The organism is Streptomyces sp. rh34 (assembly GCF_002551245.1).
Classification (GTDB): domain Bacteria; phylum Actinomycetota; class Actinomycetes; order Streptomycetales; family Streptomycetaceae; genus Streptomyces.
Genome location: NZ_NTGZ01000004.1, coordinates 19,749 through 44,427, shown reverse-complemented (window position 1 = coordinate 44,427; position 24,679 = coordinate 19,749). Strand labels below are relative to the sequence as shown.

The 24,679-nt window shown below is 69.7% G+C and carries 29 protein-coding genes; 1 reads left to right on the top strand and 28 read right to left on the bottom strand.

From position 1 onward, the window contains the following. Positions 1-5 precede the first annotated feature (5 nt). Positions 6-401: a hypothetical protein gene (locus CR470_RS01925; RefSeq protein ID WP_143663750.1), complete on the top strand. Its 396-nt coding sequence runs from the start codon at positions 6-8 to the stop codon at positions 399-401. 17 nt (positions 402-418) lie between these two features. Here CR470_RS01925 and CR470_RS39025 read toward each other — a convergent pair whose 3' ends face one another. From CR470_RS39025 to CR470_RS01785, 28 genes are all read right to left on the bottom strand, one after another. Continuing rightward, entirely contained in the window at positions 419-700 is a 282-nt protein-coding gene (locus CR470_RS39025) for a hypothetical protein (RefSeq protein ID WP_143663749.1), read from the bottom strand. A 4-nt stretch (positions 701-704) separates the two neighbouring features. Then, a complete protein-coding gene (locus tag CR470_RS01915) occupies positions 705-983 on the bottom strand; it encodes a hypothetical protein (RefSeq protein ID WP_097865826.1) in 279 nt (92 codons plus the stop codon). Between the two features lie 238 nt (positions 984-1,221). Beyond that, positions 1,222-1,905, bottom strand: coding sequence for a collagen-like protein (locus tag CR470_RS01910; protein ID WP_097865825.1), 684 nt, complete (start codon positions 1,903-1,905; stop codon positions 1,222-1,224). Beyond that, on the bottom strand, positions 1,902-2,213 hold the full coding sequence (locus CR470_RS01905) for a hypothetical protein (protein WP_097865895.1): 312 nt from the start codon (positions 2,211-2,213) through the stop codon (positions 1,902-1,904). Before CR470_RS01905 ends, CR470_RS01910 begins: the two co-directional genes overlap by 4 nt. A gap of 26 nt (positions 2,214-2,239) precedes the next feature. Then, the gene (locus CR470_RS01900) at positions 2,240-2,503 is read right to left on the bottom strand and encodes a hypothetical protein (protein WP_097865824.1); all 264 of its coding nucleotides are present in this window, start codon (positions 2,501-2,503) and stop codon (positions 2,240-2,242) included. Between the two features lie 17 nt (positions 2,504-2,520). Next, the gene (locus CR470_RS40220) at positions 2,521-3,594 is read right to left on the bottom strand and encodes an N-acetylmuramoyl-L-alanine amidase (RefSeq protein WP_257138345.1); all 1,074 of its coding nucleotides are present in this window, start codon (positions 3,592-3,594) and stop codon (positions 2,521-2,523) included. A 2-nt stretch (positions 3,595-3,596) separates the two neighbouring features. Next, positions 3,597-4,007, bottom strand: a complete 411-nt coding sequence (locus CR470_RS01890; protein WP_097865823.1) for a peptidoglycan-binding protein — start codon at positions 4,005-4,007, stop codon at positions 3,597-3,599. Beyond that, positions 4,004-4,828 (bottom strand): hypothetical protein, encoded by an 825-nt coding sequence (locus tag CR470_RS01885; RefSeq protein ID WP_097865822.1) that lies wholly within the window; start codon positions 4,826-4,828, stop codon positions 4,004-4,006. Before CR470_RS01885 ends, CR470_RS01890 begins: the two co-directional genes overlap by 4 nt. A gap of 156 nt (positions 4,829-4,984) precedes the next feature. After that, positions 4,985-7,555, bottom strand: a complete 2,571-nt coding sequence (locus CR470_RS01880; RefSeq protein WP_097865821.1) for a hypothetical protein — start codon at positions 7,553-7,555, stop codon at positions 4,985-4,987. Then, a complete protein-coding gene (locus tag CR470_RS01875; protein WP_097865820.1) occupies positions 7,552-8,658 on the bottom strand; it encodes a hypothetical protein in 1,107 nt (368 codons plus the stop codon). The genes CR470_RS01880 and CR470_RS01875 overlap by 4 nt, the downstream gene beginning before the upstream one ends. Further along, positions 8,655-9,596 carry a hypothetical protein gene (locus CR470_RS41085; RefSeq protein WP_097865819.1) on the bottom strand — a complete coding sequence of 314 codons (942 nt, stop codon included), beginning with the start codon at positions 9,594-9,596 and terminating at the stop codon, positions 8,655-8,657. The genes CR470_RS01875 and CR470_RS41085 overlap by 4 nt, the downstream gene beginning before the upstream one ends. Positions 9,597-9,606: 10 nt before the next feature. Continuing rightward, positions 9,607-10,509, bottom strand: a complete 903-nt coding sequence (locus CR470_RS01865; RefSeq protein WP_097865818.1) for a phage tail domain-containing protein — start codon at positions 10,507-10,509, stop codon at positions 9,607-9,609. Beyond that, positions 10,496-15,055 carry a hypothetical protein gene (locus CR470_RS01860; RefSeq protein ID WP_097865817.1) on the bottom strand — a complete coding sequence of 1,520 codons (4,560 nt, stop codon included), beginning with the start codon at positions 15,053-15,055 and terminating at the stop codon, positions 10,496-10,498. The genes CR470_RS01865 and CR470_RS01860 overlap by 14 nt, the downstream gene beginning before the upstream one ends. A gap of 26 nt (positions 15,056-15,081) precedes the next feature. Continuing rightward, positions 15,082-15,330, bottom strand: coding sequence for a hypothetical protein (locus CR470_RS40210; RefSeq protein ID WP_257138344.1), 249 nt, complete (start codon positions 15,328-15,330; stop codon positions 15,082-15,084). Between the two features lie 143 nt (positions 15,331-15,473). Then, entirely contained in the window at positions 15,474-16,034 is a 561-nt protein-coding gene (locus CR470_RS39295) for a hypothetical protein (RefSeq protein ID WP_097865815.1), read from the bottom strand. Positions 16,035-16,131: 97 nt separating this feature from the next. Further along, entirely contained in the window at positions 16,132-16,602 is a 471-nt protein-coding gene (locus CR470_RS01845; RefSeq protein WP_097865814.1) for a phage tail tube protein, read from the bottom strand. A 130-nt stretch (positions 16,603-16,732) separates the two neighbouring features. Further along, positions 16,733-17,182 carry a hypothetical protein gene (locus tag CR470_RS01840; RefSeq protein ID WP_097865813.1) on the bottom strand — a complete coding sequence of 150 codons (450 nt, stop codon included), beginning with the start codon at positions 17,180-17,182 and terminating at the stop codon, positions 16,733-16,735. Continuing rightward, positions 17,179-17,568 (bottom strand): HK97 gp10 family phage protein, encoded by a 390-nt coding sequence (locus CR470_RS01835; RefSeq protein WP_097865812.1) that lies wholly within the window; start codon positions 17,566-17,568, stop codon positions 17,179-17,181. The genes CR470_RS01840 and CR470_RS01835 overlap by 4 nt, the downstream gene beginning before the upstream one ends. Further along, positions 17,565-18,023: a DUF6093 family protein gene (locus CR470_RS01830; protein ID WP_097865811.1), complete on the bottom strand. Its 459-nt coding sequence runs from the start codon at positions 18,021-18,023 to the stop codon at positions 17,565-17,567. The genes CR470_RS01835 and CR470_RS01830 overlap by 4 nt, the downstream gene beginning before the upstream one ends. After that, positions 18,023-18,406 (bottom strand): hypothetical protein, encoded by a 384-nt coding sequence (locus CR470_RS01825; RefSeq protein WP_097865810.1) that lies wholly within the window; start codon positions 18,404-18,406, stop codon positions 18,023-18,025. Before CR470_RS01825 ends, CR470_RS01830 begins: the two co-directional genes overlap by 1 nt. Before the next feature lie 4 nt (positions 18,407-18,410). Next, a complete protein-coding gene (locus tag CR470_RS01820; protein ID WP_218923747.1) occupies positions 18,411-18,782 on the bottom strand; it encodes a hypothetical protein in 372 nt (123 codons plus the stop codon). Continuing rightward, complete coding sequence (locus CR470_RS01815; RefSeq protein ID WP_097865809.1) at positions 18,779-19,612, bottom strand: hypothetical protein; 834 nt, start codon at positions 19,610-19,612, stop codon at positions 18,779-18,781. Before CR470_RS01815 ends, CR470_RS01820 begins: the two co-directional genes overlap by 4 nt. Then, positions 19,609-19,938 carry a hypothetical protein gene (locus CR470_RS01810; RefSeq protein ID WP_097865808.1) on the bottom strand — a complete coding sequence of 110 codons (330 nt, stop codon included), beginning with the start codon at positions 19,936-19,938 and terminating at the stop codon, positions 19,609-19,611. Before CR470_RS01810 ends, CR470_RS01815 begins: the two co-directional genes overlap by 4 nt. An 85-nt stretch (positions 19,939-20,023) precedes the next feature. Further along, on the bottom strand, positions 20,024-20,326 hold the full coding sequence (locus CR470_RS01805) for a hypothetical protein (RefSeq protein ID WP_097865807.1): 303 nt from the start codon (positions 20,324-20,326) through the stop codon (positions 20,024-20,026). Then, complete coding sequence (locus CR470_RS01800; RefSeq protein ID WP_097865806.1) at positions 20,323-21,375, bottom strand: major capsid protein; 1,053 nt, start codon at positions 21,373-21,375, stop codon at positions 20,323-20,325. Before CR470_RS01800 ends, CR470_RS01805 begins: the two co-directional genes overlap by 4 nt. Positions 21,376-21,390: 15 nt before the next feature. Then, the gene (locus CR470_RS01795; protein WP_179892098.1) at positions 21,391-21,816 is read right to left on the bottom strand and encodes a head decoration protein; all 426 of its coding nucleotides are present in this window, start codon (positions 21,814-21,816) and stop codon (positions 21,391-21,393) included. Positions 21,817-21,926: 110 nt separating this feature from the next. Then, complete coding sequence (locus CR470_RS01790; RefSeq protein WP_097865804.1) at positions 21,927-22,670, bottom strand: hypothetical protein; 744 nt, start codon at positions 22,668-22,670, stop codon at positions 21,927-21,929. Positions 22,671-22,735: 65 nt separating this feature from the next. Further along, complete coding sequence (locus CR470_RS01785; RefSeq protein ID WP_097865803.1) at positions 22,736-24,637, bottom strand: hypothetical protein; 1,902 nt, start codon at positions 24,635-24,637, stop codon at positions 22,736-22,738. Between the last annotated feature and the right edge of the window lie 42 nt (positions 24,638-24,679).

Genomic DNA, 24,679 nt, shown 5'->3' with positions numbered 1-24,679 from the left:
CCACCATGCAGACCTACGGCCCGACGATGCGCTACCAATGCCCACTCGACTGCGGGTGGCACCACGACGCACCCCAGGCCACCGCCGAAGACAACCCCAACCGCTACACCCAGGGCCCCAGCGAGACGATCTCCGACGTCGTAACGCGCATGGCGGCCGACACCGCACGGCTCCACATCGAACAGATCGACGCCGTGCTCCTGGAGCACCTGAACACCCACACCATCCCCCAGTTCGTCACCAAGCTCGCCGAGCAGCGCGACGCCATCCAGCGGGTGCGTGCACTCCACGAGAAGCGCGACTCCGACGCCGGAACCGGGGCCTACTGTGACGTGTGCTCCAACCACGGCGACATCAGCTGGCCGTGCACCACCATCCGAGCCCTCGGCCCCGAGCGGTGAGGACCACGACCATGCCTTCAATCGAAGCCGTTGCCGATGCTGCGTTCGTAGCCGATCAGCGACACCTGATCGAGCGAATCGAGCACGCCACCCCCGGAGTCCCGGATAACGGGAGGGTCACTGTGCACCTCGGGCGCGCAGGCCTCGGGGCCGATGAGATCAGGTACGCCCTGGAGGGCGAGGGGTGGAAGGTGTCCCCGATCCGGAGCGCCGGTGGAACCCCTGCCGCCCTCCTCGTAACCGAGCAGTAGCCCGCACAGCGTGATGCCCCGGCCAGGACAAGTGGCCGGGGGCATCACCGTGTCAGCGTACGTTGACCTTCACGTCGAACGTCTCACCCGCCGCGATCTTCGCTGCATATTCCGACAACTCCGGATCCGTAATCGACCCACCAGCCACACCAGCCCAACGCTGCTGCAACACCGGCTTGATCTCCTCCACCGGCCGGCCCTCGAACTCCGACGACATGCCATTCAGCACCGCCGAGATCTTCGCCCCGACCTTCCCTGCCGCCTCGTTCGCGACCTTGTTCAGGTTCCGGCGGAACGCGTTCGAGTCGAACGTGACCTTGCTCCTTGCCATGCGGCCTCCCCGGGCCAGGGACTGACGTGCTCCCGAAGCCCCGTGGCTTCCCGGCAGTCCGTACCCAATCCACGGTAGACGGGACCACTGACAATCCGTTCTGACCAGCGGCTTTGCGGTAACCCGGGGATTGCCGATGAGCGGCGGAGCGTGGCCGGAGATCTGAGCAAGATCACGTTATTAAAGTCGCAAAACTATAGGACAGGTAGGCAGGCAGACCGCCCCTTTCACGTCGCGATCATGGGTACTGGCGGCGCGGATCGAGCGCCAGAGCGAGCGGGCTCGGTGACCCGGCAGGAGTCTCCGGCGGTGGCGCACCATCACGCCGGCACATCAGCCCATCCGGATCACCCGGCGGCGGCTGGAGACTGAATCCGTCGGGGCAGGCCGGGCCAGGAGGACCCGCCTGGCCGCGCTCGCCGGGCTCGCCCTTCTCGCCGCGCTCACCCTGGATTCCCTGTGCTCCGTCGGTTCCGTCGGCGCCGTTCACCCCGTCCCGGCCGGGCTCTCCCGTGACTGCCGGACCCGGCGACCCAGCCGCGCCCGGCTCCCCGTCCGTACCGTCCTTCCCAGGAGTGCCCGCCTCGCCCTTCTGCCCGCGCGGGCCCGACGGCCCGGGGATCGGCACCGGGACCTCGACCCGGTCCGGCAGGTCATCGACCGCCGCCGCCGGGTCCGGTGCAGCAGGGGTGCCGCCCTCGGCCTGGATCTGCGCGCGTAGGGTGCGCACGTCCCCGGCCAGCGTCGACACCGCGTCACCGCGCCGGTCCGCCTCAGCCGCCACATTCGCGGTGCGCTGCGCCTCAGCATCGATGCGCAGCCACACCAGCACGATCGCGCCGGACAACACGGCAAGCACCGCGGCGACGGCGAGCGACCGCCAGCGGCGAGCGAGTATCCCTTCAGGGCGATGGCGGGTCACGGGGCGGTCCTCCGTAGGGCGGCGATCTGGCGGTCACGTTCGGCGATCTCGGCTTGCAACTGTGCGATCTGCGCGTGCAGCTGGGCCTTGTCGGAGCGTTCCCCAGCCAGCTCGGCGTGCGCTTGGGCGAGCTTCTCGCGGAGGTCGGCCCGTTCCTCCTGGAGCTCGTTGACGAGCCCACCGAACCCGGTCATCACAACCCCTTGGTGGGTGGCCCTCGCGTTGGTGCGCTGTCCGATCAGAGCAGCCGCAGCCGCTGCGAGCCCGACGACGATCGTTCCGACGGCGCCGATGGTCGCAGCGTCCACGTACATGCCTCCTGGTGCGAGGTGGGTCAGACACCCTTGGCGAGCGACGCGGAATGGGTGACGTCCCGCCACCGCGCGACCAGCCCCTTCAGCAGAGAGAGCGCGGCGCCGACACCGCCGACAGCGGCGGCCTCCCACATGCCGATATCGAACGGCTGAGTCAGCACCAGCCCGCCGACGAAGGTCTGAAGGAACGTTGCGGTGACGCGCTCGGCCAGGTCGCGGGCGTAGGTGCGCGCTCCCTTGATGACGGTCTCGGTGGACGGGAGAGGGAACGGAGTGTCGCTCATGGGGTACTCCTTCTGGGTCAGGCGTCGGTGCGCAGGGCGCGCAGGACACGTCGGGTGACGGTGGCGTCGGCGTCGGCCCGCAGCTCCAGGCGGAGTTGCTCCTTCGCGTCGAGGCCTCCGTTGCGGGTGGCGGAGAGGTTGAGGGTGCCGTCCGGGCCGATGACGCCGCCGTCGATTGGGAGGTCGAGGGATGGGCGGCCGGTGGCGAGTGGCAGGTCGTGGTACCGGGCGGTGACCCTGGTGCCGGGGGTGCCGGTGATCGTGGCGTAGGCGGTGACGACGTAGGTGCACGGGCCCTGGAGCGCGGCCGTGTCCTTGGCGAGCTTGATCAGCGTGTACTCGCCGGCGGGGAGTCGGTCGGACGCGGGTACGGACTCGGTGATGACCTTCGTGGCGGGCACGGGCGGTTCCTCCTTGACGGCTGGCGTCGGCGCCGTCGGCTTGGTGGGGGCGGTCGGCGTCGGGTCGCTGCCCGGCTTCGTCGCCAGTTGTGCTCGCACGTCGGCGCGGAACTGGGTCATCGAGAAGGAGCCGCCGCCCTCGATCGGGCCGCGGGGGTCGATTTTTCCGGGCTGCCACTCCTTGTGGCCGATGACCGAGCGCTCCGACCAGCCGTGCGCCCGGCATAGGGCGGCCGCCCACAGCACCGCGGCCCGGTACTGGGCGCGGGTGTAGGTGTCCTTGTTGTTGCCGAGGTTGACGATCTCCAGCCCGTAGTAGTGCCGGTTCCCGTCGGTGTTCGCCTCGTTGGCCGGGGGCAGGGCGGTCTCGTTGATGACGGCGCGCAGCACGTCACCGTCGCCGGAGCCAGCGTGGTTCGCACGGCCGGACGATACGAGCGCGACGGTGCCATCGTTGCGGCCGACTCCGTGGCACAGCGGGCCGGGCAGGGCGGAGTGGCCGTTGTAACAGAGGGCCACTGAGGAGTCGTCGCCGGAGCTGACGGTGTGGTGGATCATCACCCCGTGGACCGGGCCCCATGCTCCCTTGTGGTTGCGGTTGTGGGTGCGCCAACTGCGGTGCTCCGAGACCTTCACACCCTCGGTGCGCAGAGCCGCGAGTTGCCGCTCGGCGGACAGCGGAGTGGCCACGGTCAGTTCTCCCTGATCGGGACGGGGCTGACACGGGGCACCTGCAGCCGGTCCCACGCCACCTCGTCGGGAATGCCGCTGACGTCACCGCCCTCCTTGGGGCGAAGGGTGTGCTGGAAGGCGGCGAAGGCCCGCTTGTGTCCGTTCGTCCAGTCCGGCCCGGCAGGCTGGGTGGTGGTCCAGTGGCCTTCCTGGACGAGGCGGCGGGCCATGGCGTGGACGATCTGGCTGTGGCGGCCGCCGTGGAAGTAGTGGGCGCCGGGGTACGGCTCGTACGCGCTGGTGGCGTCAGTCGCCGTTGTGGGCTCCGGTGCGCCGGAGGCCGCCGAGGTACGGGCGGGCGTCTCCTCCGGCGTGCTGGCGCTGGGGGTGTCAGGGGAGTCGGTGGTGTCGGGCTTGCTGAGGCGGCTCATCGGGTTCTCCAGGAGTCGAGGCGGGGCTGGATGACGTCGGCCTGGTCGCGGATGGCCAGGTACGTGGAGAGGCGGAGCCGGCCGTCGCCGTGGTCTCCCCACGCGGCGCCATGGGAGTTTCTGAAGCGCAGGATCGTGTGCTCCGGCATGAGGGTGCCGTCGTTGAGGGCGACGGCTTCAAGGGCGGTGACGCACACCTCGTGGCCGCCCTCCAATGGCGAGTCCGCCCAGGCAGGGTCAGCGTCAATGAACCCATCCAGGTCAGGGTCGGAGAACGCGGCGTGCCACGGCATTCCGAGGAGCACCGGGCCGGTCTGCAGGAGCGTGCACACCTCCTCGGCGGTGGTGGCGTGCCCGTACTGGTCGATCAGCCCGCGTGCGCGCATGACCTTGGCGACGCCGAGCCCGGACGAGCCAACGTCCTGGTCAGGCCAGGCGAGTTCGGACCACTGGTCACAGGTCGTGGCGTCGGCGTACAGGCCGATCGCGAAATGCTGCGCCATCGCCGGGTCCGCCAGGTTCAGGGCGGCGGCGTGCGCCTGCTCGGGGGTGAGAAGGACCGACAGGAGGGCGGTGGCCGCGTTCCCGGTACAGGAGGCCAGTGCGTCGGCATCCGACTCGAGACCGTAGGCCTCTGCGGTGTGGATGCCCTGGGAGAGGAGCCGTGTCTGGTCGAGGACGGGCAGGCGGGGTTCCCACGCGGTGGCGCGTAGGGGTTGCCCGTCGTACGGGCGCCGGTAGGCGAGACTCCGCGAGTCCAAGGCCATGTGGCGGCCGAGGTGCCCGGCCGGGGTGTACTCGCGGACGTAGGTGTCCGGCAACGCCTGCTCCTGCACTCCCCGCGCCCGAGCTGACTGATTGGCGTGCTGCGCCGGCCGGGGCCGGGTGGCAGTCCCTCGGGTGTGAAGCGCGGGCGGAGGGTCGCCCTACGGATCAGCGTACGGGTGTGCGGGCCGGGCACTCCCCCTGGTCGGCGGTCAGTCGGTGAAGAACTGGTAGCCGTTCAGGCTGATGTAGCCGCTGCCGGTGGAGAGGTAGGTGACGGCCCCGGGGGTGATGTTGGTGAGGGTGATAGTGCCGTTCGTGTTGATGTTGATGGAGAGGGAGCCGCCGGAGGAGCCGCCGACGAAAATGTTCTGCTGGACCTGGGTGACGGGGCGGTAGCCGACGGGGAGGGTTGCAACGATCTCGCCGCTGGGGATGGTGGTGGAGGCGGTGCGGTTGATGAGGTCGCGGATGACGACGCTGCCGTCAGGCATACGCCGGTAGCGTCCGATGCCGTAGGCGCCGCCGTATCCGGCCCAACCGGTTCCGGTGCTGAGGGTGGACCAGGTGGCGTCCTTGGTGATCTGCCCGGAGACGGTGGCGTTGGCTATGCCGAGAGTGCCACCAACTGTGGCATTACTGGTGGTGGTGACGGTGGCTGCGTTGACTGATCCCGCCGTGGTGAAGCTGGCCCCGGTGACGGATCCGGTGGCGGTGACTGCCCCGCCTGCGGTGACGACGAACTGGTTGACGAGGTTGACCTGGGCTCTGATGAGGTGTCCGGTATGGCCGGTCTGCGCAGCTAGGTGGAAGGCTGGCGCCGATGAGACGGGTGGCTCGATGACGAAGCGGCCTTCGTCGAACACAAAGAGGCCTTGGCTGATCTGGAGAATGGTGTTCGTGGCGGAGTTGGCGGTGTCGATCCAGGCCAGGGTGGCCTTGTCGGGGGCGAGGTTGATATAGCCGCCGAGGATGGTGTTCTGGTCGGATTCGCGGAAACGCCCGGTGCGCCACCCGTTGATGGCTCCGTCGGCTCCGGAGCGGGTGGCCCACCGCCAGTCGGTGACAGCTCCGTCGGTGAAGGGCCCGGAGGACAGGACGAGGCCGGGGCGGGTGGAGTCACCCATGCCGTTGATCTCTCCGGCGATGACCCCGGTGTCGTTGAGCCAGACGACGGCGGGCTGAGGCTTACTGGGGTCGATGGCGATCCGCCAACCAGTGGAGGCTGTCGTCAGGACGGTTCCACTCTCGATGTCGACGAGGCCGCCCGCACCATCATCGGAGTGGAATTCGGCGCCGTTGATGACGCCACCAGTGATGGTCTTGCCGGTGATCGCGTCGGCTTTCAGAGCAGTGGCGTCTACGGACCCGGCGGCGAGCTTCGCTGTGGTGATGGTGTTCGCCGCGATCTTGTCAGCAGTCACGGCCAGCGCGTCGAGCTTCGCTGTGGTGACGGCCCCGGCGGCGATCTTCGAGGCGTTGACAGCCTCCGCGTCAAGCTGCGCGGTCTGCACGGCGCCGGCGACGAGCTTCGACGTGGAGACGCTTCCCGCCGCCAGGTACGCGGCGGTCACCACACCAGTACGCAGGGCCTCGACTGACACTGTGTCGACCTGCATGATGCCTGCGTTGTCGCGGCGCGTGTAGTTGAGCAGCAGGTACGGGGTGATGAACCGGACCTGGCTGTGGAGCGGTTCGGGTGCCAAGGGGTCCGGGGCCGGGCCGCCGCCGACGCTGGTGGCCGGGGCGCCGCGACCTTGGATGAATCCGGTGTACACGGTCCACCCGTCGGCGGCGGCCACCGCCTGGAGCCTGGCTACGGGGTAGTACTGGGAGTCGACGCTGTCCGCACCGGCCCGGTTGACCATGGTGGTCCTGTCTGCGGCAAATCCAATGAGGCCGAGGTAGCAGGTGTCGGGGCCGGCGGCCGGCTCGGGGCTGGCCCGGATGCGCACGGAGATGCGGTACATGGTGGAGGGGTCGTGCGGGATGAGGGTGGTGCCGCGTACCCCAACGTATCCGGCGGCCTGCCCGACACTGCCGCCGCCGACTGAGGCGTCGGTGACGGTTTGGTGTGACCAGGTGGCTCCGGTTTCCTGGGCGACGAGGGTCCACGCTGCGGGGTCGTCCATCGTGTCGACCCACCGCTGGGACACGGTGTCGGCGAGGACCGGGGCGAGCGCGTCGGGGGTGACGGCGGCGGCGGCGACCTTGGCGGCGGTGACCGCGTCGTCGGCGAGCTTGACGGTGGTGACGATGCCGTCGAGGAGTTCGGTGGCGACCACGGGTGTCGGCCCGTGCGGTCCGGTTGGGGTGGAGGGCGGGGAGGCGGTGCCGGATGTGCTGCGGGCGAGGAGCCGTACGTACACCGGGTCGTCGGTCGCGACGATGACCGTGGCGCCCTGGGCGGTTTCGATCGTTGAGTGCAGCGTGCCAGCGAACGGGACGAATCCGGGGTCCGTCGAGGCGTGGACTTCCACGCGGGACCAGTCCAGGGGCAGTACCTGGCCGTCGGTGAACTGGCCGTCCCATGAGGCGGCGACCCCTCCGAGGACGGAGGTGACGATCGGTGCTGACGGTTGTGGCGGGGGCGGGCCGTTGACGATGGTGACTGCGGTGGTGCCGTCGCCCTGCTGTCCGACGATGCCGCGCAGGGAACCGGTGCCGTCGCGGACCAGGAGTGCGGCGTCGTCTATCGAGGCGGACTTGAGGCGGGACTGTGCCTCGACCTTTGCCAGGCGGCGTCCGATGTCGGCGAGGATACGCCCGATGTCGACGGTCATGAGGTGACGCCTCCGTACTGGTAGGAGTCGGCGGGTTGGAGGTCGATGACGGCGCGGGGCCCGCCGTTGGCGTGGGGCTGGGTCCGCCAGCCGGTGATGCGCCGCCAGCCGACGTAGCTGGTCCAGGCGTTGTTGACGCGGGTGTACACGTCGTCGCCGACCTGCCAGGAGCCGAACGGGGCGGCGGGGGTGTTGCGGATGGTGATCTGGTCGACGGAGCCGAGGTTCTGCCGGCGGGTCCGTTCAGCAGCGGCGCGGGAGGCGAGGATGTCGCGCCCTTTGACGTCGGGGATGTCGATGAGGTGCTCCAGGCGGAGCCGACCGTTGCGCACGGCGGAGATCTCGGAGGGTTTCGCGGAGCCGTCGCCTTCGCCGGTGGCGATGACGACCTGGGCGTAGTCGTCGGCGGCCATCGTGACCGGGGGGTCCTCGATGATGTTCACGCCGGAGCTGAAGGTGATGTCGGTGCGGCGGGCCCCAAGGCGCGGCCAGCCGAGGCGCACGCGGCGGACGGGTGCGGTCTTGGCCGGGTTCCAGGCCACAGAGCAGGTGTAGTCGGGGGTGGCCTCACCGGAGACGAGGTTGTCGGCGGCCTCCCCAAGGACCGGTTTCTCCCAGAAAGGTGAGGCGAGCGGCTCGGCGGGGGTGCCGACCTTCGCCGTCGACGTGGTCGAGTCAACGGTGACTCCGAGATCACCGTCGGGGATGGACTGCGCGTACGCCCAGATGTCCCGGATCACGGTGCACGGGTCGGCGTACACGTACGGCCCGCGGCCCCCATAGTTTCCGTCGAGATCCCGGCGCTTCTGCAGGTACGACGACCACGAGGCGGCCTCCAGGGAGAGGCGGTCGCCCTGCATCTCCAGGTGCCACACCAGGCCGCCCCACCGGAGTTCCCCGTCCTCCTCGACGTAGATGAGGGTGGTGCCGGGGTCGATGAGGGTGGGGTGCTGAGACAGCAGACGGGGCGACAGGGTCCCGGAGAGGGAGCCGGGCCCGTTGAGTTCGGGCCCGTACTCCAGATCGCTCAGCGGCAGGGCCGTGGACAGCCACTCCCCCGTCAGCGCGTGCTGCGTGAGGACCCGGCCCGGGGTTGTGGTCATCGGGGCCCCTCGTAGAACTCGACCTCGTACACGAAGGTCGAGGACCCGTCGACGCTGATCCGGCCGGTATTGCCGGAGTACCCGGCGGCCTGGGGGCGCAGGAGCTGGGTGGTGCCCCGGTAGGCGTCGGGAATGGTGATGGTGTCGGCGATGCCTACGTTGATGCGGCGGATCGCGGTTCCCTGGTTGTCGTCCACGGACACCGCCTGGACGACGAGGAGGGAGGACCCGAAGACGGCGCGGACCGCACCGTAGAAGTTCGCGGTGGAGACGCGGACGCTGTACATGTCGATGCGGACCAGGGCCTTGCTGGCCCATGTCGGGACGGCCAGGCTCCAGCCGGCCTCGGTGGTGAAGTACCCCCAGCTGCTGGCACTGCCAGTGATCTCGGTAGAGGCCGAGGACGGAGAGTGCGGGAACATCTGCCGGTCACGGCGAGGGTTCGCGATCGTCCGCAGATCCTTGATCATGGCGTCGGTGATCGTGGACGTGGACGCAGGGATGTCGATCCGGGCCAAGGGGATACCGGTGCGCCCGTCGGGGATCGTCGTGGCGCTGGAGGACACGTTCGAGATGATCTGGAAGTAGTTGATGTTGTCGACTTCGGGGTTGAGGGTGCCTTCGTACTGAGGGTCCTCCACCCGGAGGATCAGCATGTCGGAGCGCGGCGATCCGCCGGTGGAGGCGACGGTCACGGTGTCGGTGCCCTGGTTGCGTACGGCGTAGCTGCCCTGGAAAGCGTTGACCCGGCCGCGGACGACACCGGACCCGCTGGCGACCTGGACGCTGCCGCCGGGGGTGCCGAGTTGGGTGACCTTGAGGTCGGTGCCCTGGGTGATGCCCTCGGCGCCGCGGGCGAGGTCCTGGACCATGGCGCGGAACTGCTCTGCGGAGTGGGTGGCGCCGTCGGTGAGGATCGGCACTGGGTACAGCGGCATGGTGTGCTCCTCAGAGGGCGGTGTAGGCGTCGCGCCAGGTCAGGCGGAGACGGGACGTGTTGGTGGCGTCGAAGCCGGTCCACCGGAACTCGGACTGGCCCGGGGGCAGGCTGAAGAGGTCGATGCGGGAGGTGGGGGTGAGCAGCGTGGAGGCGTTGCCGCCGTTCTCCCGGGTGACGGTTCGGTAGCCGGGTCGGGTGTCGATCTCCACCCACTGGCCCGCGGTCAGGTTGAGGGTGGGGAGGTCGAGGCGGCGGCCGGACGTGGAGTGGATGACGGACACGTTGGCGACGGGCCCGGTGATGCGGATGACGGGCCAGGCGTGCCCGGTCCCCGCGTTGATGGCCCACCCGGGACGGTCGGCGGCGGTGGTGCCTGACTGGACGAAGATCGGGGCGACGATCGGGGCCGCGAACCCGCCGCCGGTGAGCCAGCCGAGGGGGATCTCGGTGGTGGTCTCCTCGTCGGCGTAGAAGCCGGGGTCGGTGGCGATGAACTCGATGTCCAGGGGCACGTAGCCGTGGATGACCTGCCGGTACTCGGGGTCGACTCGGCGCAGCCGGCCGTCCAGGCGCTTCACTGAACGGCCGGGGCGCAGGATCCGCAGCGGCATCGTTACCCCGCCGGCCAGCCGGACCGCGGGGTCGTCGGCGTCGGCCTGGAGGGCGGCTACGACGTCGTGGCAGGCGGCAGGGTCGCCGGGGATACGGATCGCGGCGTCGATCTGCACCTGCCGGGCCCCGTAGTAGTCCGGACCGGCGAACACTCCGTCCATGGACGGCTGGTCAACGTCGTTGTCCCGGACCGGGGGCCGGCCGAGGCCGGTAGTCTCCAGGACCTGGATAGAGGTTCCGGCGCCCATGAGGAATCCGCCCAGGTCGTACTGCCAGTCCGTCAGCTCAAGCGGCGGCACGGGCGCTCACCCCTCCCCTGCGCGCCCTGCGGACGCTGCGCCCGACCTGGGCGCCGATGTCCGAGGCGGATGCCCCGGTGCGGACGGTGTGGACGGTGACGTTGGTGTCGCCGCCCTCGCGGACGATGACCATGGGGCGGCTGCTGGTGGCGTCGGTGAGGCCGACTCCGAAGCGGGAGGCCACGTCTCGGAGGACGTTCGTGGCCGGGCCGCGCTTCGCGGCTCCGAGGGGGATGTACGCCTCGCCGCCGGTGGACGGTTCAGCGAAGGTCACCGCGCCGCCGCGGGTGGAGTAGATGCCCTCCCGGATCCCGCCGTTCTCGTAGCTGAGCCCCTTGTTGGCGCGGGCCAGGTCGGCGATGAACTTTGCCGCGCGGGCGCCGAGGGACGACTTGATCTGGGCCTGGGCCTTCGTGGCGGTGGCGATGATGGCGTCCTCGCCGAGCCCGGTGGCATCGGAGACGGTGTGGATGCCCGTCTTGCTGGTCTTGATCGCGGCGATGATCGCGATGAGCTGGTCGACCTCGTCGCCGGTGAGGGCGGTGTTGGCCTTCTTCGCCGCGGTGTTCGCCTTGCCGGCCTTCTTGGTGTCGGCAACGGCGGAGGCGGCAAGCTGCTGGGCTGCGGTGTCGCCCTGGGCGGCGAGCTGCTTGGCGAGGTCCCCGTACCCGCGGGCCGCGAGGGTGGCGAGATTGCGAGTGAACGCGGAGTCGGCGCCGGTGGCCTTGTCGAGCTGCCGGGTGTAGTCCGTGAGGCTGGCCTTGGCCGTCGCGGACAGGCCACGGAGGGCGGCCGCCATCTCGTTGATGTACTTCGTCGACCCGTTCGCCATCTTCTTCGCGAGGGCCACACCGTCCTTGCCCATAGCGGCCAGGGCGTCTGCGACGTCACCACCAACCCGGTCGGCGACCTTCTCGAGGTCCTTGTTCCAGACCCGGGTGGCCTTCGAGTTGGCCTTGAGCTGCTTCTCAACTGCGGCCAGGGAGAAGTATTCGACGTCTTTGGTGGTGGTCTTGCCGTTCTTGCCCTTGACCTTCACCTTCTTCGTCTTGTGCCCGGCCTGCCCTGCGTCCGTGGGCGAGTACAGGGACCCGCTGGCGGGGTCGTACCGCCAGTCGGTGACGTTCCCGTCCGCGTTCCACTGGATCGCTGCGGGGTCGCCTCCGAGGCGGCGCACGATCTCCTCGGTGATGGCCCGGGACCGGGGGCGCTTCGACGGAGAGAACGGGACGTACCCTTCCCCGCCGGTCTCCGGCTCGGCCCACACCCGCATTGCGCCGGCAGGGGCAATCTGGGCGACGTGGTTCTCGGACCCGTCGGCGAAGTGCCGGGTGGCGCGGCCGCGGATACCGCCGTCGGCGTAGTAGTCGACGATCCCGCCGTCGGCTTCCCGGAGCTGGGATCCGTGCGCGCCCTCACGCCGGGCGGTGGAGCCGGTGACGCGGTAGTTCGTGGTGATGGTGATCGTCTTGTCGGAGAGGCTGTCGCGGGCGTACTTGACCTGCTGCAGACCGGACAGGGCGCTACCGGTGCGGGCGGTGACCTGGACGCTGCCGTCGGGCAGTGTCTTCGTCTTGTAGCCGAGTTCGTCGAGCAGTGCGCGGGCGTCAGCGGTGAGGGCCTTCACGGTGACGGATTTGTTGCCGGGGGTGGCCTTGATCTTCGCGATGACGGCGTCGAGACCGGCGATGGCGTCCTCGCGCCGCATCTCGATCGTGCTGACCTTCTTCTCCGGGATGGTCAGCACGGTGGCGGCGAGGGCCTGGGCCTGGGCCTTGGTGAGGCCCATCGCCTGGCCGGACTTGATGATGGCCTGCTCGCCGCGTTCGTAGATCCCGTTCGCGTACTCCCACGACTTTCCGGAGTCGAGGGCGGCGGTTGCTGCTTCGTCGGTCTTCGCCCCAAGGTCCTGGAGAGCAGTCGCTGCGGCCTGGGCCTTCGGGGAGTTCAGGTCGAGCTCGCCGTTGACCATCTTGAGGGCCCCGGCGTTCTCCTTCGCCGCTTTCGCGGCGGCGTCGATGCTGGCCTCGAATCCGATCATCCCGCCGAGCGCGGCCCGGTTCGTCTCGTTCAAAGCGACGATCGACTGGCGTAGACCGTCGGTGCTTGCCTTTTGCGCGTCCAGCTTCGTCTGCACCGCCTGCGCCTGCTGGCCGAACAGGCCCATGCCGTCGGCGGCAAGTTGCTGCTCGAACGCTGCGGCAGCCAGCGCCTCCTTGTACTCGGTGAGCCGATCCTTCATTCCGGCCGTCGGCTTCCCCGCCGCCTCCATCATCGCCTTGACGCGGGCCAGCCCGGCCGCCGCAAGGTCGGCCTTGCCGCCGGTGACGAGGGAAGCGAGGCTCTTGTCGAACGCCTCGAACTCCTTCTTCGACTCCTTCAGGTTGACCGGGCTCTTCTCGAAGGCCGCGAAGAAGTCGGCACCCTTACCTTTCGAACCCATCACGCTGAGGGTGTCGACCAGGCCGGACAGGTCCTTGCCGAAAACGCGGGACATCTCGCCGGCCACGCGGCCTGAATCGGCGAAGCGGGCCAGGCTGCTCGTCATCTTGTCGACATCCGGCGGCGCGTCGCGGACCTTGTCGGTCAGCATGTCGAGGCCGATCGCCACGACGCCGAGAACACCGAGGGCAACGGCAGCCTTCTGGAGCCCCGACATGCCCTGGATGACGCCGCCGATCGCCGGGCGGACCCCACCGAACATCATGGCGCGGCCGAACGCGGTGACGTTGGCGAGCGCGGCCCCGCCTGCGACGGCGCCCATGGCGGCCATGCCGAGCGTCACGAGTTTCATGACCGCGTACAGCTGGATGAACGTGGACAGGGCCTCGGGGGGGATGGCGTTGACGAGCTGGGCGAGGGCGTTGACGGCGGTAAGGACGCTGACGCCCATGTCGGAGGCTGCGACCAGCAGGGTCATGACGGCCTTCGCGAGGTTCATCAGCGTTTCACCGACAAGGGGCCCGTGCTCGCGGGCGTAGGCCATGAACTCACGGAGGTCGGCACCAATCTCGCCGGTGTTGAGGGCCTGGATGAAGCCCGTCAGGTGGGTGGTGCCGCGGGCCAGGGCCCCGGTGGCGAAGGCCGTGAAGGATTTGATGAACCGGTCGAAGCCGGGGGTGGTCATGCCGCCGGCGGCGACGTTGAGGAGCCGGTCGAGCTCCCGGGAGGTGCCCTTGACGAGGCCGGTGGTGTGCGGGAGGAGCGCACGGAAGAGGCCCATGGATTTGGTGACGACGGGCATGGTGTCGCCGGCCAGAGCGTTCGACCAGTCTTTGTACTCGTCCTTGAGGACGGCCAGGGCGGCGGCGGATTCCCGGGCGGCGGGGGGCATGTCGGCCAGGGTCCGCAGGTACTCCGCCTCGGCCTTGGCGGCCTCTTCGGAGGACTTGCCGTGCTCGTCGACCGCGTCCTGGTATTTCGTCTCGGCCTCGGACGCTTCGGCGAGCGCGGCGATCTGACCGCCTACCGCTAGGCCGAACGCTCCGATCGCGGCCCCGGATGCGGCGAGCCCGGCGGCGATCGGGGCGGTGGCTGCGGCAATGGGGATGAGGGCGGTACCGAGGGCGACCGCGGCGACCATGAGGTTCCGCATGTTGCCGGTCGTGCCACTGCTGGTGGTGCTGACCGTGCCGAGGGACCCGCTCAGCCCTCCAAGGCGCCCGGTGACGCGTGTGAGGGTGCCGTCGAGGTCGTCCATGTCGCCGCGCAGGGTCCGGGTGTTCCCGGACAGGGCGGTCAGGTTGCCGTTGGCGGTGTTCGCCCCGTCGCCGAGACTGCGCAGCCCGGTCGCGGCGAGGATGGCCCGGCTGCCGAGCTCCTCGAGCGCCTCGGCAGCGGCGGCGGCACGGGCGCGCAGCGTGCGGAGGGCGCGGGAGGCGTCGCGGGCTTCCTGCTGGACGGTGTTCAGGGCGGCCGCGGTGGTGGCGGACTGTGCGGCAAGTGCGGCCAGGGCTGTGTCCGCGCTGTCGGCCCGGTCGCGCAGGTCGCCGATGGCGGTGGCGGCGGTCACCATCTGACTGCTGTCGCCGGTGAAGGTCGCGGTGATGTCGACGGGGCTCTGGGCGCGCAGGTTGGCGAGGGCAGCAGTGACGGCCGCAATCCCGAGCCCGGTGTCGTCGTCGAGGGTGGCCCGCAGGCCGATGGGGCTGAGCCCTGCCAGGGTGGCGAGTGATGCCCGTACTGACGCGGTGCCGGTAGCGGTCTGGTCGTCGAGCTCAGCACGGATGCTGACCTCGTTGGCCATGGCCCGGATCTGGGCGTCCGCGGACGCCAGGTCCCGTTCCAGCTTCCGCATGTCCTTTGCAGCGGACTTGGCCTGGGCTCCCATCGCGAGGAGCCGGGCGGTTGCCGCTTCGGAGGCGGTGCCGAGCTTCTTGACGGCCTTCCCGGTGGCGGTTGATACGGTGCCGAGCTGGGTGACCTCGCTCTGGGCGTCGCGGGCGGCGTCGGCCAGGTCGCGGGCGTCGGCGGCCGCCGTCTTGAGCTTGCGGGAAAGGTTGTTGCCCTGCCCGCGCAAGGACACGTCGAGATTCCAGTGGGCCACCGGCCGCCCTCCTCTCGTCTTCGTTGTCAGCCGCCGTGCCGGCGGCGGTGTGCTTTCTGCTCTCGTTCGGCTTCGATCGCCGCGGCGGTCGCTGCGGGGATCAGTGCGACCTTGAGTCCGTGGGTGTCGTCGCCCTTGTCGCGGGACAGTTCGGCCTGCTTGTCGGCGATGACCTGGCAGCCGATGCACAGCTGCACGGTGGCCGCCCAGGCGTCCTCTTCGTCGGGGCCGCCGTGGTCCCAGTCGTCGTGCCGGGTCCGGCACTGCGGGCACACCGTGGAGAGGTACTCCTGGTAGGCCAGTGCCTTCTCCCGGTCGCGTGCCGTCCACGTGCCGTCGCCTGCACCCCGGAACTGGGAGTGCGGGATACCCCACCGGTCGCAGAGGGCCAGTTCGACACGAAAGGCTTCATCGGCGATCAGCCTTTTCCCAGGTCCATGCGCTCTTCGCGCTGCACCCCGAAGGCCGTGTTCAGGAGCGATTCGGCTTCCGCCTTCGACCAGTCATCGAGGAACGTCTGCGCGTCCTCCTCGGTGATCCCGTCGAGGGAGGCGGCGGCGATGAGCACGGGACCGAGGGTGTCGAGGTTGAAGTCGTAGCCGTCCTCGGCCTGCTCCTCCGTCGGCCGGTGCGCGGCGAGAAGCTCCTTGTACGTCTTGCGGTCCAGTGCCTGGAAGCGGAGCGGGATCGACACGGCGTCGAGGGCTGCCTGCGCGTCGGCAAGGGCGGCGGCGGCCACCCGGTGGGCGGCCTGGGCGGCTTCGTCCTCCGGGCTGCGCTCCGCCTCCCCCTTGGCCTCCAGCTCGGCGGCCCGGGCGGCGTACACGGCCTGCTTCGCCCCGTCGTCGTCGCAGATCGTCAGCTTCAGGACGGGGCGGGCGCGGGCCAGGAGCCGCTCCCGAGTCGCGGCCCAGTGCGCATCCTGCGCTACGGCGGCAGCGGGAGGCTTGGGTGCGGCGGTCTTTCGTGCGGTGGTCATGAGGAGGGTCCTCCGTCAGGGGAAGGGGACCCGGCCGGGCGCCAACGGGCGCCCCTTCCCGAAACGCTGTCGGGCCCGGCCGGGAGCTGAGAGGGGGTCAGGCAGCCGGGACGGTGGCGTTGAGCAGCGGCCGGTCGGTGATGGAAAACCGGACGGCGATCTTCGCGGCCTCGTTGTCGGCGGTGATCGTCGCGGAGTTCGACGCGACGCGTACCGGATAGACGTCCATGCCTGCGGTGCTGGCGGCCTTGCCCTTGCGGCAGATGATGATGAAGCCGGTGGTGCCCTTGGCGAGGGCGGTTTCGATGTCGTCGGTGGTGTCGTCCTCGTAAAACGTCAGGGAGCTGTCGGCTGCGCTGTCGTCGCCGGGGATCTTCGCCACGAACGTGGAGTCCATGTCGGGGGTGTCGATCTCTTGGTTCTCGATGGAGAACCCGTCGACGGCGGCGATGGCCTTGGTGTAGTCCTCGGCTCCGGTGACTTCGACGAGCGTCGGCATGTATCCGGTGTCGGCGATCGTGTCGGCGAAGAGAATCTTCGTGACGCCCTTGCGGTTAAACCTGGCCATGGTGGGCCCCTTGTCCCGGGGCTGTGCCTGCTGGCGTGTGGCCCCTGAATGCGATGCGGTGTGGGAGTCGGCCACGAGTGGCACGTCCGCGAAGGGGCCGCCGCGGTGCGGTGAAACGCCTGATCAGATGTCAGGCGGGGGTCAGGTCGAACCTGAACCTCTGCACGTAACTCATGATGGCATCGGCTGGATCATTCGTTCCCCCCGCTTCAACGTCGAGGGACCGGGCGGTGACTTTCACGCCGGGGATGGTGAGGGTGCGCAGCCACAATCCGGTTGCCGGGTCGCGCCCGAGGAAAGCCTTGCGCGCCTTGTCGGCCATCCACTCCGCCTGGTCAGCGACACCCCGCGAGTCTGGCTTCGACGGGTCCGGTCCGGACACCGAGGTCACCTGGTAGACGAGCGAGGCGTCCTCGTGTTCGTCGGCCAGCGGTGCACCGGACAGTTCGGCGGGCATGGCGTACAGCAGGAAGTACGGGGGTGGGATGTTGGGCGGCTTGCTGCCCCGGCCGACCGGCAGGCTGGTGGCGGAGGCGAGGAGCGCTGACAGGGCCATGGTGACGGGAAGGCGGTCGATCATCCCAGCACCTCCTGAACGGCGCCGAGCATCTGTTCACGCAGGACGGCTTCCATGCGGGGTACGGCGGGCCCGACGTGGGGGTACGGCGGCTGGTAGAAGTGCCGGCCGATGCTGTCGGTCATGTCCCAGAAGCCGTACTCCAGGCGGCGGCCCTGGGGGGCGTTGGTGCCGATGGTGCACTGTGCTCCGTGCGGGATGGCCCGGCCGACGACTTCCCACGAGGACCGGTATTTGCCGGTGATGACGTTGGGGCCGGGGCGGCCGGTGGCGTTGGCACGGATCATGCCGCGCCCGAGTTCGGCGGTGTGCACCACGCGGCGGGCGATGGCGTCGCCGAGGCTGTCGGCGGCGGCGTCGAGCCGGTCGGCCATCTCATCGGGCGTCACATGCCACCATCCACGCCGGCCGGGATGGTGTTCTGGTCCAGCGGTGTTTTGCGGACGACCTCGACAGTGCTGGCCATTCCCGGTCCGGCGCACGTCCAGGTGCGCCCGAGGAGCGCGGTCCGGGCCGGGTCGTGCACGGCGACGACGGACACAATGGCGCTCTCGGGCGGGGGTGGCGCGGGCAGCGGGGTGAAGAGGAAGTAGGCGAGCTTCTGCTGCTGTGTCCACGGCTGGCTCGCGTCGGGTACAGCGGCCCGCTCAGTGGTACCGCTGGACGGGAAAACCCCACCCGGCCCCTCGTACAGGACGTCGCCTTCGGGGTACTCCAGTTGGCCTGTGTTGGTGTTCAGGACGGGTTCGCCGCTGCCGGGTCGGGTGACGCGGACGGTGTCGATGAGGAGGTTGTTGCCGATCCATCGGGTGACGCCGGCGAGCGCTTGGTCGAGTCCGGCCATCAGGTGCCTGCCTTGCCGAGGGCCATGTCGGCGAGGGTCTGGAGCATGGCGCGGGTGAGTTCGTGGGGGGTGCCGTCGAGATCGTCGCGGTTCAGGGCGGCGCGGCTCAGGGCGGCGGGGTCGATGTTGGCGAGGAACGCTGCGACGGTGTCGCCGGGGTCCTGCTGGTCGCCGACCGCGACGTGCGCGAGGCCGTCGAACTGCACGCCGGTCTGCGGTGCGGCGTAGAGGACGAGGAGCGGGGCGGAGCCGACGCGGTGTTCCAGGTTGTAACCCTGGACGGACTTGCTGATGTCGGTGCCGTCGACTGCGACGGAACCCATGACGCCGTCGGCGGTGATACGGACGTGACGGGGCTCATCGGCCATGCTCGGGGCGGTCATACGCTCACCGTCCCGGAGAAGGCTGGATGACGTCATGAACGCAGATGCCGTTCTGCGGTCGACCACAGCAGCGAACGGCATCCGAGCTGACATCTGTAGAGCCCGCCCCCTCATAGGTGGCTTCGAAGATGTCCGGCTTGCAGGGGTAGAACTCGCCTGCCACTCCCTTGATGATCCAGTCGCCGGGCTCGGCCCGCATGGTGCCTTCGAGGGTGTCAATCTCGATGACGATCGCTCCACCGGTGTAGTTCTGCTCAGGATGGGCGGCCACTCGGCCCCCGCACCAAGAGGCGACTTCGTCGGGAGCGACGCCGTTGGTGAGGTGTACGGCCTCAATCTCGACGGGCTTCTTGCGGAACTTCTCAGGGCTGATCATGCGAGGGCTCCTAGGGCGTTGGGGCGGTCGAAGTGCGGGAGGAATTCGCGCTGGCAGTTCGGGTGCGCGCTGGGGTGAGCGAGAGCGTCGTCGATGCTGCGGTAGGTGCCGTCGGCAAGATCGGAGTCGTCGTGGCTCTGCCAGCCACAGCCGTTCCCATCACGGACCTGGACGCGGGTGCAGCCGAGCTGCTCGTACGCCGTGGTGACCGCCCCGGCGTTGGCGGTGGTGACGGCCTGCCAGGACAAGGCGGCCCCCGCCCACGTCTCCACGGGGTGCCGGGCGTCGTTGACGTATATGACGGTGTTGAGGGGGTGCTGCTGGCGCAGAGCGTCCGGGTCGAAGCTCCCGGCGTCAAACTGGGTGACCCTCGCGCGGGCGGCGTCCTGGGCGGCGCGGAGGAAGGCTTGTCCCCGGCGGATGGCTTCCTGGAGGCGGCCCATGAGGTCGGCGTAATACTGGGCGGTCAGGGTGGTGACGGTGCTCTGGTGCCGGCGGGTCCAGGACCAGGAGCGGTGGGGGCGGTCGGCCCGGTCGAGCATGGCGAGGGACCCGTCGCGGTACGCGGTGGGGAGGTCGGTGGCGGCCCAGCGTTCGATGAACGCCCCGGTGTCCCGGCTGAATGCGGCGAGGGCCTGCTGGAAGGTGAGGACGGCGGCGCGGATGCGGGCGGCCGCGGCGCGCCCGGGCCGGATGGAGGCGAGGGCGGTGAGGAGCCGGTTCTGGGCGTCGGTGAGGATCCGCCACGCGCTTGTAAGGCGGCTGACTCCACCGCGGATGAAGTCCAGAAGGCGGGCGCGCAGGGTGCGGCGCCGGGTGGGGGTGCTCATCGGCGGGGCCGTTCGGTGAGGTACATGATGCCGAGCCTGTCCCTGGTGTCGCCGTCGTCCGGATCGTCGGGTGCGGGCGGTTCACCGGATTCGAGGGACAGGATCTGCCGCTCGTACGCGGTGATGTTCGCGCCGAAGTTGACGGAGACGACCCCGGACACGGACACCGAGCCGGGTGAGGCGAGCAGGGCGGCCAGGCGCTCGCGCACCACTTCGAGGGCCACCGCACGGGCGGTGCCGAGGCGGGTGTAGCGGACGGTGAGGTCTATGAGGTCGGTGTCGGCGCCGAGCTGGGAGATCAGCCAGGCCTGTACGGCTGTGTCCACCAGGTCCTCCTGTCAGGGGCGGGGGAAGGGGTGCAGGTGCGGGCCCGGCCTGGCGCCCCACCAGGGGGTCGGGCCCGCACGCCGCTTACTGGCCGCCGGTGCCCTCATCGGCGGCCGTCCGGCCCCGGGCCGGCTTCTTGGCCGCCGTCTTACGGGCGGCCTGCTTGGTGTCCTCGGAGTCGTCGCCCTTGGCGGCCGTTTCGTCCTTGGGCGGGGTGTCGGCGTCGTCCTGGGCGGACGGCGCCTTGCCGTCTTCCCAGCAGTCGGGGTTGGTGACCAGTGCCGCAAGGTGCGGTGCGGGTTCCTCGCCCGGGAGCAGGACGACGGTTCGGTGGCGTTCCGGGTCGCGTACGTACACGGCCTTGCTGAGCTTGGCCATGGCGGTCACGCCCCGAGGACGGTCGCGGAGATGTGGATGTCCGGGACGTACAGAACGGGCATGCCAATCGCAGCGCCGCGGGTGTAGATCTGGACGGGGTTGTCGTCGACCTTGGAGACGACGACGATGCCGGGGGCCTCTTCCCGGACGAGCGCCGGGTTGGTGCCGGACGTGAACTTGGCGGCTTCGCGGGTGACTCCGTACTGGGTCTGTGCCCACTCGGAGGCCGGAACGTTCGGCACCATGATCCACTTGTTGTCCGGGAGGACACGCTGGTAGACGTCGTCGTTCCACACCTGCACGTCGTACGTGACGATCGGCGGGAGCCCGTAGCGGGCTCGGACCGTGTCGACTTCGTTCGGTGCGAGCGTCGCGGTCGGGGTTCCGCCCACGGTGGATGAGCCGTAGTAGGCGGTCCGGTACTCGGCGTTGGACGCGAGGAGTGCCCGAGCCCGACGCGAGGTGATGATCTCGCGCGGGGCGGGGGCGCCGTTGTCGACGAGGTAGTCCATCCACGCCCGCTCGTCGGACAGGGGGGTGGCGGCCGGGTCGTCCCACAGGACTGCCGCGGTCGGCATGTTCAGCGCCGGGACGTTCCAGTCGACGTCCAGGCCCAGGCCGGGGAGGTTGACCGCACCGGTGGCCAGGAGCTGGCCGGCGGCGAGTTCCTGTGCCGTCTTGATGGATTCGACGTGCCGCTCCACGTCGGAGTACAGCAGGTCGATGTACTGCTGGGTGTCCTGGCCGTGGCCGACGTCGAGGAGGATCTGGTCCATCTCGGAGACGGCGAGGGTCTGGCCCAGGGCGGGCAGCATGCCCTCGTTCACGACTCGCTCGGCCTGGCGCTTCGCCATGGCCGTCGGCGCGTCGTACGCCCGGAACTTCGCGGCGTTGACCCGCCGCTTCGCGGACGTCGTCTTGAACCGGACGCCCTGGATCTGCCGCTCGGGCAGCACTTCCTGGGTGAGCCGGTAGTTCGCGGGGGTGTCGATGGAGCGGGCGAACACCGTCAGGTCGGTGTCGTTGGTGTCCTGCAGGAGGAGCTCAAGAGCCTCCATAGTGATCTCCTCCTTCTACCGGTAGTGGATGTTGACGCCGGGCGCCACGGAGGTGACGGTGGCCGGGTCGAGGGCGACGGGGAGCTCTGCGGCGAAGACTTCTCCGTGCCACAGAAGGGCACCGGAAGCCTTCACGGAGGTGGGGTTGAAGCTGATCTCGGAGACCAGGAACCCTGCGAGGTCCTCGCTGCCGTCCACGGCAGCGGACGCGTACGGGGCGTACAGCCCGGACGCGGTGATCTTCCCGAGAGGGATGCCGGACTTCATGACCGTACGACCCTGGAGCAGCGGGTTCGCGGAGACCACGTAGTGGGTGTCCGCGGTGAACTTGCTCAGGTCGAGGGTGATGGTGTTGGTGTCCTGGACTCCTACCAGGGACGCGAGCCACGGCCGGTCGGCTGTGACGCTGTCCGTGTAGGAGGAGGGCTGGAAGTCGTTCACTGCCTTCTCCTCGTGAAAGCGGCGTGCGGTGACAGCTGCACCCCGTGGGGTGTGCGTCCACGAGGAGAGGGCGTGGTCCCAACCCCGACCAGTGGCCGGGAAGTCTGTGGTTATGCGGCGGGCTTGTGGCCGCGCAGGCGGGCCATTTCGCGCCCTCGGTCGCCGGGCTTACCGGTGGGGGTCTGGCGTGCGGGGGGTCCTCCGGCGGGTGCACCGCCGGGGGCCGGGGGGAGCCCCGAGACGGCCGCCGGGTCACTGGGGCGGGCGACTCCGAAGAGCTCACCGCGGCGCCCCTTGAGCGCTTCGGCAGCCTCGGTGATCGCGGTGTCGTCGGCGTCGTCGGGGACACGGAGAAGGGCGACAGCGTCCTCGAGGTCTACACCGGTCGCACCGAGCCCGACGAGGATGGCCCGACGGGTCGCGGCCCGTTCCCGGTCGGCGGCGGCCTTCTCGCGGGCGTCAGCGCGGGCCTCGCGGTCGGCGAGTTCACGTTCCCGCTTCTCCTGCTCGGTGAGCTGGGCTTCCTTGGCCCTGCGGCCTTCCTCGATGAACGCCTTCGCGTCCTCAAGGTTCGTGAACCCGAGGTCGGCGGCAACCTTCTCGAGGGCGGCCCTCGCGCCGGCGCGTTCCCCCTGGGCTTTCTCCTTCGCGGCGAGCGCGGTGAGTTCGTCCTGGGTGAAGGTGCGGGGTGTGGCGGGCGGGCTGGGCTTCGGGGGGTCCTGGGGGTTCGAGTCTCCGGCCGGGGGGGTGCCGCCGTCGTTGTAGAACACGCCGAGGGCGGTCACGCCGGTGTAGGGGTGCATCCACGCCGGCTGGGTGGTGGGGATGCGGTGGTGCTGCGTGGGGCGACGCATAAGCGCAAGTCCTCCCAAACTTGTTCCAGGCCCCGCGCCTTGATCCAAGGAAAGCACGGGTTGCGTCATTCGTTGCCCCCGCTCCCCTGCTGCCCCTGGGTCAGGGGGTCTTCGTCGTCCTCTTCTCCCTCGTTGCCGACTGGGGGAAGGACGGGGGCGGGAGCCTCCTGCTGTTCCGGGGCCTGCCGTCCGAGGAAGTCGGCGACCTCTTCCGCGTTGCCGAGGGCGTCGGCGAGGAACCGGGCCTGCTCGAACTGACGGGACTGAATCTGCTCGATCTCCCTCTCGACGTCGTCGATGGGGAAACCGGCGTCGGTGAGCATCCGCACCCCCGTCTCGAGAGACAGAACACCCTTCTCTACCCCGTTGGCGACCTGCTCGAGGACAGCGGCCTTGTCGGTCGGCGTGTACGGGCCGCGGACCAGTTCGGCGTCCTGCGGTGTGACGCCCACCCAGTCGGGGTGCTGCCCTGCGATGTACAGGCGTTGGGCGAACTTGAGGACGAGGGCTTCTTTGTGTTCGCGGGCCAGGCGCATGCTGCCGATGAGGGAGTCGAGGGGGCCGAGGCTGATCTGCATGGCGAACCCGGACGGCACCTCGGACGGGCTGAGGGTGCCCAGGGACACCGCAGGCAGGCGCACGATCGTTGACGCCCGGTCCTTGAGGTCGGCGACGTGGTTGCGGAGTTCGGCCAGGGCGTTGGAGGTGTCGACGGCGGTGAGGCGCCCGTTGTCCCCCAGCTTGAAGACCATGCCGGGGCCCGCGGCCAGTTCCTGCCGGGGGTCACTGACGCCGGACACGGCGAGCATCGGCAGCCCGGTGGTTGCGGACGCGCGGGCGGAGTCGGTGTCGGAGCCGGCCAGCTCGTCGAAGACCTGCAACGCCTTCGCGAGGGACGACTGCCCCCAGTGCTCTTCGGCCGGCGGCACCGTGTTGGGGACATGAACGACCGGGATGAAGTCGATAAGGAGGTCGAGGTGGTCGAGGACTTCTCCGTCGGACCGGGTTGCGTAGGTGGCCCCGGCGGCGGGGAGGGAGTCGACGTCGACGGGGCCCTTGATGTCGCCGATGATCCAGGTGGCGTCGGTGAGGTAGCAGGTGAAGTAGGAGGGCTCGTCGTTCCATGCGTACTGGCGGGCGATGGCCCCGGACTCGGGCTCGATGATGTCGCCAGGGGTCAGGGCGGGGCCAACGGGCTCGGTGGCGTCAGCGTCGCTTGGGACGGAGTCGGGAGGCGGGGGCAGGGCTCGGACGGCGCGCGTGCCGGTCTCGTCGACCCCTGCGACGGTGAGGGGCCGAATCCAGTCCAGCTCGTACGTGATGCGCCGCAACCTGGCCTTGAGACCCCGCTTGGGGTCGGCGGGCAGCTCCCATGCGAAGTGGACGCGCCGCGGGTACTCGCCGCCGTCGTCGTCCTCCCCGATCACGGGGAAGTAGAACCCGGGGTCTGTGACCCGCAGCGTCGGCCGGCGCTTCGCCGGGTCCCACGCCATGCGGTACACACCGTCCCCGAGGGCAACGGTCTTGCGTTCGCACTGCTGGAGGCGCATGGGCAGCAGCTCAGCCTTGGCCCAGTCCCGCAACAGGTCCTGGACGCGTTCCGCCATGGCGACAGACGCTGCGTCAGCCTCCCCTGCCGCGGTCTGCTCGGCGCCGGGGACCACAATCTTCTGGTCACGCCCCAGGACGTTCGCGACGAGCGTGTCGATGAACATTGACGGATCGCCGAACTCGCGCCGGTCGCGGGCGGATGCCCCGTCGACGACCTCGGCGATCTCGGCGGCCTGGTTGTGGTCGTACGCGGACAGCAGCTTGTACGCGGCGAGGCGCCGCTCGTCTTCGGCGGGCACCCACATGGCCTGGGCCTCGGGGAATGCCCGCCGGTTGGGCATGCCCATCGCGTCGGAGTACACCGGCTTGTAGTTCAGCCAGCTCCATGCGTGGATGGCGATCTGCCTGAGACCCACCAGAACTCCTCTGTGACAGGCCCCGCGCCATGTGATCAGCGT

What these genes read in the sequence shown, in the direction of transcription:
- CR470_RS01900 (WP_097865824.1), bottom strand. Translation starts at nt 2,503, where the DNA reads ATGAGCGACACTCCGTTCCCTCTCCCGTCCACCGAGACCGTCATCAAG.
- CR470_RS01800 (WP_097865806.1), bottom strand. Translation starts at nt 21,375, where the DNA reads ATGGAGGCTCTTGAGCTCCTCCTGCAGGACACCAACGACACCGACCTG.
- CR470_RS01790 (WP_097865804.1), bottom strand. Translation starts at nt 22,670, where the DNA reads ATGCGTCGCCCCACGCAGCACCACCGCATCCCCACCACCCAGCCGGCG.
- CR470_RS01915 (WP_097865826.1), bottom strand. Translation starts at nt 983, where the DNA reads ATGGCAAGGAGCAAGGTCACGTTCGACTCGAACGCGTTCCGCCGGAAC.
- CR470_RS01825 (WP_097865810.1), bottom strand. Translation starts at nt 18,406, where the DNA reads ATGACCGCCCCGAGCATGGCCGATGAGCCCCGTCACGTCCGTATCACC.
- CR470_RS01875 (WP_097865820.1), bottom strand. Translation starts at nt 8,658, where the DNA reads ATGACCACAACCCCGGGCCGGGTCCTCACGCAGCACGCGCTGACGGGG.
- CR470_RS01890 (WP_097865823.1), bottom strand. Translation starts at nt 4,007, where the DNA reads ATGAGCCGCCTCAGCAAGCCCGACACCACCGACTCCCCTGACACCCCC.
- CR470_RS01820 (WP_218923747.1), bottom strand. Translation starts at nt 18,782, where the DNA reads ATGATCAGCCCTGAGAAGTTCCGCAAGAAGCCCGTCGAGATTGAGGCC.
- CR470_RS01815 (WP_097865809.1), bottom strand. Translation starts at nt 19,612, where the DNA reads ATGAGCACCCCCACCCGGCGCCGCACCCTGCGCGCCCGCCTTCTGGAC.
- CR470_RS01830 (WP_097865811.1), bottom strand. Translation starts at nt 18,023, where the DNA reads ATGGCCGGACTCGACCAAGCGCTCGCCGGCGTCACCCGATGGATCGGC.
- CR470_RS01845 (WP_097865814.1), bottom strand. Translation starts at nt 16,602, where the DNA reads ATGGCCAGGTTTAACCGCAAGGGCGTCACGAAGATTCTCTTCGCCGAC.
- CR470_RS39295 (WP_097865815.1), bottom strand. Translation starts at nt 16,034, where the DNA reads ATGACCACCGCACGAAAGACCGCCGCACCCAAGCCTCCCGCTGCCGCC.
- CR470_RS41085 (WP_097865819.1), bottom strand. Translation starts at nt 9,596, where the DNA reads ATGCCGCTGTACCCAGTGCCGATCCTCACCGACGGCGCCACCCACTCC.
- CR470_RS01925 (WP_143663750.1), top strand. Translation starts at nt 6, where the DNA reads ATGCAGACCTACGGCCCGACGATGCGCTACCAATGCCCACTCGACTGC.
- CR470_RS01880 (WP_097865821.1), bottom strand. Translation starts at nt 7,555, where the DNA reads ATGACCGTCGACATCGGGCGTATCCTCGCCGACATCGGACGCCGCCTG.
- CR470_RS01840 (WP_097865813.1), bottom strand. Translation starts at nt 17,182, where the DNA reads ATGATCGACCGCCTTCCCGTCACCATGGCCCTGTCAGCGCTCCTCGCC.